Source organism: Streptomyces sp. MBT65, from assembly GCF_016612545.1.
In the GTDB taxonomy this organism is placed as follows: Bacteria; Actinomycetota; Actinomycetes; order Streptomycetales; family Streptomycetaceae; genus Streptomyces.
The window spans coordinates 1-7642 of sequence record NZ_JAENRY010000501.1 but is presented as its reverse complement, the minus strand read 5'-3'; the positions used below and the strand labels follow the sequence as shown (position 1 = coordinate 7642).

The 7642-nt window shown below is 70.6% G+C and carries 6 protein-coding genes; 5 read left to right on the top strand and 1 reads right to left on the bottom strand.

Features of this window, described 5'->3' with window-relative positions:
* The first annotated feature begins 188 nt into the window (after window positions 1–188).
* The 3 genes from JHN63_RS49185 to ilvD all read left to right on the top strand — a co-directional run bounded on the left by JHN63_RS49185 (window position 189) and on the right by ilvD (window position 3611).
* Entirely contained in the window at window positions 189–1013 is an 825-nt protein-coding gene (locus JHN63_RS49185; RefSeq protein ID WP_200691643.1) for a sugar phosphate isomerase/epimerase, read from the top strand.
* Window positions 1010–1615, top strand: coding sequence for a TetR/AcrR family transcriptional regulator (locus tag JHN63_RS49180; RefSeq protein WP_200691642.1), 606 nt, complete (start codon window positions 1010–1012; stop codon window positions 1613–1615). The genes JHN63_RS49185 and JHN63_RS49180 overlap by 4 nt, the downstream gene beginning before the upstream one ends.
* A 142-nt stretch (window positions 1616–1757) precedes the next feature.
* Window positions 1758–3611 carry a dihydroxy-acid dehydratase gene (ilvD, locus tag JHN63_RS49175; RefSeq protein WP_200691641.1) on the top strand — a complete coding sequence of 618 codons (1854 nt, stop codon included), beginning with the start codon at window positions 1758–1760 and terminating at the stop codon, window positions 3609–3611.
* A gap of 467 nt (window positions 3612–4078) precedes the next feature.
* Here ilvD and JHN63_RS49170 read toward each other — a convergent pair whose 3' ends face one another.
* Window positions 4079–6178 (bottom strand): serine/threonine-protein kinase, encoded by a 2100-nt coding sequence (locus JHN63_RS49170; protein WP_200691640.1) that lies wholly within the window; start codon window positions 6176–6178, stop codon window positions 4079–4081.
* 182 nt (window positions 6179–6360) lie between these two features.
* Here JHN63_RS49170 and JHN63_RS49165 point away from each other — a divergent pair, with 182 nt between their 5' ends.
* Together JHN63_RS49165 and JHN63_RS49160 are read left to right on the top strand one after the other, a co-directional pair.
* The gene (locus JHN63_RS49165) at window positions 6361–6690 is read left to right on the top strand and encodes an SH3 domain-containing protein (RefSeq protein ID WP_200691639.1); all 330 of its coding nucleotides are present in this window, start codon (window positions 6361–6363) and stop codon (window positions 6688–6690) included.
* Window positions 6691–6874: 184 nt separating this feature from the next.
* Window positions 6875–7357, top strand: coding sequence for an EamA/RhaT family transporter (locus tag JHN63_RS49160; protein ID WP_200691638.1), 483 nt, complete (start codon window positions 6875–6877; stop codon window positions 7355–7357).
* The last annotated feature ends 285 nt before the right edge of the window (window positions 7358–7642 follow it).

The window sequence follows — 7642 nt, the reverse complement described above, 5'->3', positions numbered from 1 at the left end:
CCAGCACCCCACGCCCGCGTGGGGCTGCTTGAACGCCCACCCCGCCCCCGCCGTATCAGACCCGCATGAAGTATCGCGATCGCCACAACGCACCCCCGCGCCGGAGATGGCCGGTTGCCGTACCCCGCACAGGGCGGGCACAGCAACCGGCTCCCCTGCGCAAAGCGCCGCCCCGTAGTCTGTCCTCCGTGGCAGAACCAGTCGTGCGCATCCCGGATGCGAAGGTCGCGCTGTCCACGGCGTCCGTGTATCCGGAGTCGACGGCGACGGCCTTCGAGATCGCCGCACGCCTCGGTTACGACGGCGTCGAGGTCATGGTGTGGACCGACCCGGTCAGCCAGGACATCGACGCGCTGCGTCGGCTCAGCGACCACCACCAGGTCCCGATCCTCGCCGTGCACGCTCCGTGCCTGCTCATCACGCAGCGCGTGTGGTCCACCGACCCGTGGATCAAGCTCCAGCGCGCCCAGGCGGCCGCCGAGAAGCTCGGCGCGAGCACGGTCGTCGTGCATCCGCCGTTCCGCTGGCAGCGCCAGTACGCGCGGGACTTCGTCAGCGGGATCTGGCGGATGGCGAACGAGACGGATGTGCGGTTCGCCGTAGAGAACATGTACCCGTGGCGCTACCGCGACCGCGAGATGCTCGCCTACGCCCCCGAATGGGACGTCACACAGGACGACTACCGGCACTTCACGATCGACCTCAGCCACACCGCGACCGCCCGCACCGACGCGACCGAGATGATCGAGCGCATGGGCGATCGTCTCGGCCATGTTCACCTCGCCGACGGCAACGGCTCCAACAAGGACGAGCACCTCGTCCCCGGCCGCGGCACCCAGCCCTGCGCCGAACTGCTGGAGCGGCTCGCGACGACCGGCTTCGACGGCCATGTCGTCATCGAGGTCAACACCCGGCGCGCGATGTCCGGCGCCGAACGCGAGGCCGATCTCGCGGAGGCGCTCGCGTTCACGCGGCTGCATCTGGCCTCGGCCGTGAAGGTGCCCCGGCTGTGACCGACGCCACCGCCAAGCGCCGGGGCCGACCCCCTCGTACGGAAGCCGCCGACACCCGCGACCGCATCCTGACCGCGGCCCGGGAGGAGTTCTCCGAGCGGGGGTACGAGAAGACGTCCGTGCGCGGCATCGCGAAGGCCGCCGGGGTCGACTCGGCGCTCGTGCACCACTACTTCGGTACCAAGGAGCAGGTCTTCGAGGCGTCCATCGAGGTCGCCTTCGCCCCGGCGACGAACGCGCCGGAGGCGGTCGCCGACGGCCCGCTGGACGGCGTCGGCGAGCGCCTGACCCGCTTCATCTTCGGCGTCTGGGAGAACCCCGCGACCCGTAAGCCGCTGCTGGCGGTCGTCCGTTCCGCCGTCAACAACGAGGCCGCCGCGGCCGTCTTCCGCCGGCTCGTGGTCTCCCAGGTGCTGGGCCGGGTCGCCGCCCAGCTCGACCTCCCGGACGCGGAACTCCGTGCGGAGCTCGCGGCCGCGCAACTCGTCGGTACGGCGATGCTGCGCTACGTGATCAAGGTGGAGCCTCTAGCCTCGGCCGACCCGGAGCAGATCATCGCGCGGATCGCGCCGGTGGTGCAGGGGCATCTGACCGGGCCGTGACGTCGTTCTACGGCGGGACGGTCGTCCCGTAGCGCCTTTCCACGGCGAGACGGGCGTCCCGTAATGCGGACACCGTGTCCGACCCCTGGATGACCGGCGTACGCTCGTTAGCAGCCCTATCTGTCTGAAGGAGCGATCGACGATGCCCGAGCTGAGGTCCCGTACAGTCACCCACGGCCGCAACATGGCGGGCGCACGCGCCCTTATGCGCGCCTCCGGTGTACCCGGTGCGGACATCGGCCGGAAGCCGATCATCGCGGTGGCGAACAGCTTCACCGAGTTCGTGCCCGGCCACACCCACCTCCAGCCGGTCGGCCGGATCGTCAGCGAGGCGATCACCGCGGCCGGCGGCATCCCGCGCGAGTTCAACACGATCGCGGTCGACGACGGCATCGCGATGGGGCATGGGGGGATGCTCTACTCGCTCCCCTCCCGTGACCTGATCGCGGACTCGGTCGAGTACATGGTCGAGGCGCACTGCGCCGACGCCCTGATCTGCATCTCGAACTGCGACAAGATCACGCCGGGCATGCTCATGGCGGCGCTCCGCCTGAACATCCCGACGGTCTTCGTCTCCGGCGGTCCCATGGAGGCAGGGCGCGCCACCCTCCAGGACGGCACCGTCCGCACCCTGGACCTGATCGACGCGATGGTCGACGCCGCCAACGAGAGCATCTCCGACGCGGACGTCCTCAACATCGAGGAGAACGCCTGTCCGACCTGTGGCTCCTGTTCCGGCATGTTCACGGCGAACTCGATGAACTGCCTGACCGAGGCCATCGGCCTGTCGCTGCCGGGCAACGGCTCGGTCCTCGCCACGCACACCGCCCGCAAGGGCCTGTACCAGGACGCGGCCCGCACGGTGATGGACATCACCCGCCGCTACTACGAGCAGGACGACGAGACGGTCCTGCCGCGCAACGTCGCCACCTTCGCGGCCTTCGAGAACGCGATGGCCCTCGACATCGCGATGGGCGGCTCCACCAACACGATCCTGCACCTGCTGGCCGCCGCCGAGGAGGCGGGCGTCTCCTTCGGTCTGGACGAGATCAACGCGGTCTCGCGCCGCGTGCCGTGCCTCGCCAAGGTCGCCCCGAACGTCGCGAAGAACCGCACGTACTACATGGAGGACGTGCACCGCGCCGGCGGCATCCCCGCCCTGCTGGGCGAGCTGCACCGCGCCGGCCTGCTGAACGAGGACGTCCACTCGGTCCACAGCCCGTCCCTCGCGGACTGGCTGAAGACCTGGGACGTGCGCGGCGGCTCCCCGTCCCCCGAGGCCGTCGAGCTGTGGCACGCGGCACCCGGCTGCGTCCGTTCCTCCGAGGCCTTCTCCCAGTCCGAGCGCTGGGCCGCGCTGGACGAGGACGCGGCCGAGGGCTGCATCCGCTCCGCCGAGCACGCCTACTCCAAGGACGGCGGCCTCGCCGTCCTCAAGGGCAACCTCGCCGTCGACGGCTGCGTCGTGAAGACGGCGGGCGTCGACGAGTCCATCTGGACCTTCGAGGGCCCGGCGGTCGTCTGCGAGTCGCAGGAAGAGGCCGTCGAGAAGATCCTCAACAAACAGGTCACGCACGGCGATGTCGTCGTCATCCGCTACGAGGGCCCCAAGGGCGGCCCGGGTATGCAGGAGATGCTCTACCCGACGTCCTTCCTCAAGGGGCGCGGCCTCGGCAAGACCTGCGCCCTGATCACCGACGGCCGCTTCTCCGGCGGCACTTCGGGCCTGTCGATCGGCCACGCGTCCCCCGAGGCGGCCTCGGGCGGCACCATCGCCCTCGTCGAGAACGGCGACCGCATCCGCATCGACATCCCGAACCGCTCCATCGAACTCCTCGTCGACGATGCCGAGTTGGCCCGCCGCGAGGCCGCGCTGGACGGCCGCTACGCCCCCAAGCAGCGCGAGCGCAAGGTCTCCGCCGCTCTGCGCGCCTACGCCGCGATGGCCACCAGCGCGGACCGCGGCGCCGTCCGAGACGTCAGCAAGCTCGGCTGACACCCCATCGCCCATCGCTCAGTGGGGCCGCCTCCGTTCCGACGGTGGCGGCCCTTCTGCTTGCCACCAGCGGGCCCCGGGCGTACGGGAGTTGGCTCCGTTACGGCTACCCGGCCCCGGATACGAGGTGGTCCGCCTTGTTACGGCCACTAGACGCTGGGCGTACGGGGGATCGCTTCGCTACGGCCGCCAGGCGCCGGACGCGCGGGAGTTCACCTTGCTACGGCGACCAGGCCTCGGGCGTAGGGGAGTTCGCCTTGCTGCGGCCGCCAAGCCCCGGGCGAAAGGGAGTTGGCCTCGCTCTGGCTGCCAGGCTTCAGGCGTGAGGGAGTCGGCCTCGCTCTGGCGACCAGGCTTCAGGCGTCCGGGAGTTGGTTCCGCAACGGCTACCGGGCCGCGGGCGTACGAGGGTTCGCCTCGCCCCGGCTACCGAGCCCCGGGCGTACGGGAGTTTGCCCCGCCCCGGGCTACCAGGCCCTAGGCGTCCGGGAGTTGACGGCGAAGACCGTGCCGTCGGGAGCGGCGGCGTAGACCCGGCCGTCCGCTACGACCGGTTCGGGCAGGGATGCGCTGATCTGGTCCGAGTTCGAGTCGAGGCGGGCGGGGGTCTGCCCGACGAGTCGTCCCGCGCGGGCGTCCACCGCGAGCAACCGCCCGTCCGCGGCGGTGACATACACCTGCCGTCCGTCCGCGACCGGAGTGGAACCCCGTACCAGGGCCGTCTCCAGACTCCACAACTGCTTCCGCGCGTCCATGTCCACGGCCACCAACGACCCGCCCGCCCCCATGACGTACACGACGTGCCCGTGCACGGTCCCGTGCCCCTGGTCGAGCGCCAAGGGCAGCTCCACGCTCCGCGAGGCCCCGGTGCCCGGGGTGTAGCGGACCACGGCCTTCGCGGACCGGTAGATCGTGTCGACGGAAAGGAGGAAGACGGACCCGCCAGCCGTGCCGACGGGCTGCAACGACCCCTCCAGACGCGCGTCCCAGCGCACCTCACCGGTGTCCGGATCGACCGCCGTCACCCGCGTCTGCGCCCCGTCGTCCGACGTGTTCGTCGCGTACGCGGTCGGGTCCCCCTCGAACGAGCTGAAGTACGGCGCCGGTTGGCCCGGAATCCGATGGCTCCACTTCGTGGCGCCCGACGCGCCGTCCACACCGGTGACAGTCCCGTCCGCGTGGGTGAGCAGCAGCATGCCGCCCGCGTCCGCGAGCCCGGTGTACGCGGGGACGGTCTTCTGCCAACGCGCCTTGCCCGAGGCGGGATCGAGCGCCTCCAGCTGCCGCCCGGTGTCCAACGACGGCTGCACCAGGCCGCCCGACAGCACCGGCGGCCCGCTCCTGTGCGTCCTGGCGACGGAGTGCCGCCACAGCACACGGCCGTCGGACGGGTCCAGCGCGAACACCACGCCGGGCTGCGCGCAGAGCAACTTCCCGTCGCCATAAGAACATTGGGGCGTGCTCTTCTTCGAGACCGGTGCCGTCTGCCACCCGCCGAACGTGGCGCTGGGTGTGGTGTGCGGCGTGGCGCTCTTCGGCGCCGCGTCCTCGTCCGACAGCTGGAGCGCGGTGAGCGTGCCGATCGCGGCGAGCCCGAGCGCGCCCGCACCGAGTGCGACCCGCTTGCGCAACCGTCTTCCGCGCCGCCGCTCGGGCTGTTCGGGTGCTTCCGCGAGGGGCTCCGACACCGGTGTGACACCGGCCCGCTGTGTCGGTATGTACGCCTGCGTGTCGTACGAGGCGGACACCGACCGCAGTTCACGCATCAACTCGTCCGGCGTGGGCCGGTCCTCGGGTTCCTTGGAGAGGCAACGCAGCACCAGCGGCGCGAGGTTGTCCGGCAGGCCGGCCAAGTCCGGTTCGTCGTGGACGACTTGATAGGCGACGACGTACGGACTGTCGGAGTCGAAGGGCCCGCGCCCCGTCGCCGCGTGCACCAGGACGGACCCGAGCGCGAAGATGTCGGCGGCCGGCCCGACCTCCCGCGGCCGCCGGAACTGCTCCGGCGCCATGAACGGCGGCGTGCCGATCAACTTGCCCGTTTCCGTCCGCAGTTCGCTGTCTTTCGGCCGCGAGATCCCGAAGTCGATGACCTTCGGCCCGTCCTCGGCTAGCAGCACATTGCTCGGCTTCAGGTCCCGGTGCACGACGCCGACCCGGTGGATGTCACGCAGCGCCTCGGCCAGTCCCGCCATCAGCCGGCGCAACTCACCGGGCGCCATCGGCCCGTTCCGCTTCACATGCTCGGACAGGGTCGGCCCGGGGATGAACGACGTCGCCATCCACGGCCGTTCGGCCTCCGGGTCGGCATCGACCACCGGCGCGGTGAAGGCCCCGCTGACCCGCCTGGCCGCCGCCACCTCCTGCCGGAACCGCCCCCTGAACTCGGGGTCCTGGGCGAACTCCGCGTGGACGACCTTGACCGCGAGCTTCTTCCCGGAGGTGCTCTGCGCCAGATGGACCACGCCCATGCCGCCGGAGCCCAGACACGACTCCAGACGGTAGTGACCGGCGTACTCGGGAAGTTCCGCTTCCGCGCCCGCTCCGGTGTTGCGCTGTGGCGCCATGGGTACACCCCCGTGCTGATCGTCCGCGCGCGCGACGGACGGAGCCTAGTCGATGACCCGTACGCGACAGAGGCGGCTTGCTGACCTCCGCGTGCGAATTGCGCACATGTGTTTCGTGGCGTGAATTAGGGGAATCATCGTTGCCCCATGGCAGTCATGGGGTCCAACGGGGGAGGTTTTTCATGTCTGTTGACCGTGCACCAGAGGCCGGGAACGAGACCACGACGGAAGCCGCCACGACAGAGGCGACGGTGGCCGCGTCCCTGCACTACTACTCCATCGCACCCAACACCCGCGTCAACGTCCGCAGCGGCCCCGGCACGGGCTACACCATCGTCCGCGTCCTGGCCGAGGGCTCCCAGGTCCCGATCTACTGCCAGACGCCGGGCACCACGGTGACGGGCTACTACGGCACGACGAACATCTGGGACAACATCGACGACGGCGAGTACATCTCCGACGCCTACGTGAACACCGGCAGCGACGGCTACGTCCGCCCGCACTGCTCCTGAGCGAGCCGATCACCGTGGCCGGAGACCGTCTCCAAGGGCCGGTCTCCGGCCACGGCCGCGCGCGGCACAGTCCTGTCGGTAGCTCCGCCGCCGCGGCCCCGCTCGACGACACGGGCCACGCCGACCTGGTCCACGCCGAGCCCCGACGAGAGCCCGAGCCCACCCCCAGCGCCATAATCGTCCCGTGAACGACGAGACCGGCACCGGCCCAGGCCCCCGCCCCGAACCCCTCCGCTTCTTCGGCACCACCTGGGTGAACCACGACGACGGCTACACCGCGCGCCGCATCGGCACGGCCGCCGGTTCCCTCGCCGCCGCCGGCGCCGCCTGCCTGGTCCTCCGCTTCGCCTACCAGGGCATCCAGATCGCGAACGTCGGCAGCTTCGTCACCCTCCTCGTGATCGTCATGTTCGCGATCTGCAGCGCCCTGGCCTTCGGCCACACCTGGGAAGCGTTCAAGAAACGCCCCGACCCCGACCGCCAGGCCTCCCTCCGCGGCCTCCTGGCCATCGGCTTCGTCGGCTCCCTCCTCGCCTACTTCTTCCGCTCCTTCACGGAGGCCCCCGGCGAGAAACTCCATCGCGAGGAGTACGAGGCGGCCGTGGCCCGGCACGAGAAGCGCACCACTCGCCGCACCGGCAACCCTTCGAAGAAACGCCGCCGTTGAGGCTCCGCCGTTCCTGAGCGGGGCGGGCCGAGTTCCGGGTGACTCAGGGCTTCACTTCCGTGGACAGGGGGTGGCACGCGGCTCGGTCGGTCGGGGCGTGGGCCTGGATTACTGGGCGGGCGTGAACCGCCCGGGCCCCACCCCCCGTTTCTCATTTCTCACCAAAATCCACCTGCACCCTGCACCCACCCCGGCAACGATGGCCGTATGACCACTTCGTCGAAGCCGCCCTCGCACACCGCCCGAGCCCACTCCTTCAACGCCGCCGCGGCCCAGTACGCCGAG

Excerpts from the sequence above, each read along its gene's own strand:
- JHN63_RS49165 (WP_200691639.1), top strand. The coding sequence starts at position 6,361 with ATGTCTGTTGACCGTGCACCAGAGGCCGGGAACGAGACCACGACGGAA.
- ilvD (WP_200691641.1), top strand. The coding sequence starts at position 1,758 with ATGCCCGAGCTGAGGTCCCGTACAGTCACCCACGGCCGCAACATGGCG.
- JHN63_RS49170 (WP_200691640.1), bottom strand. The coding sequence starts at position 6,178 with ATGGCGCCACAGCGCAACACCGGAGCGGGCGCGGAAGCGGAACTTCCC.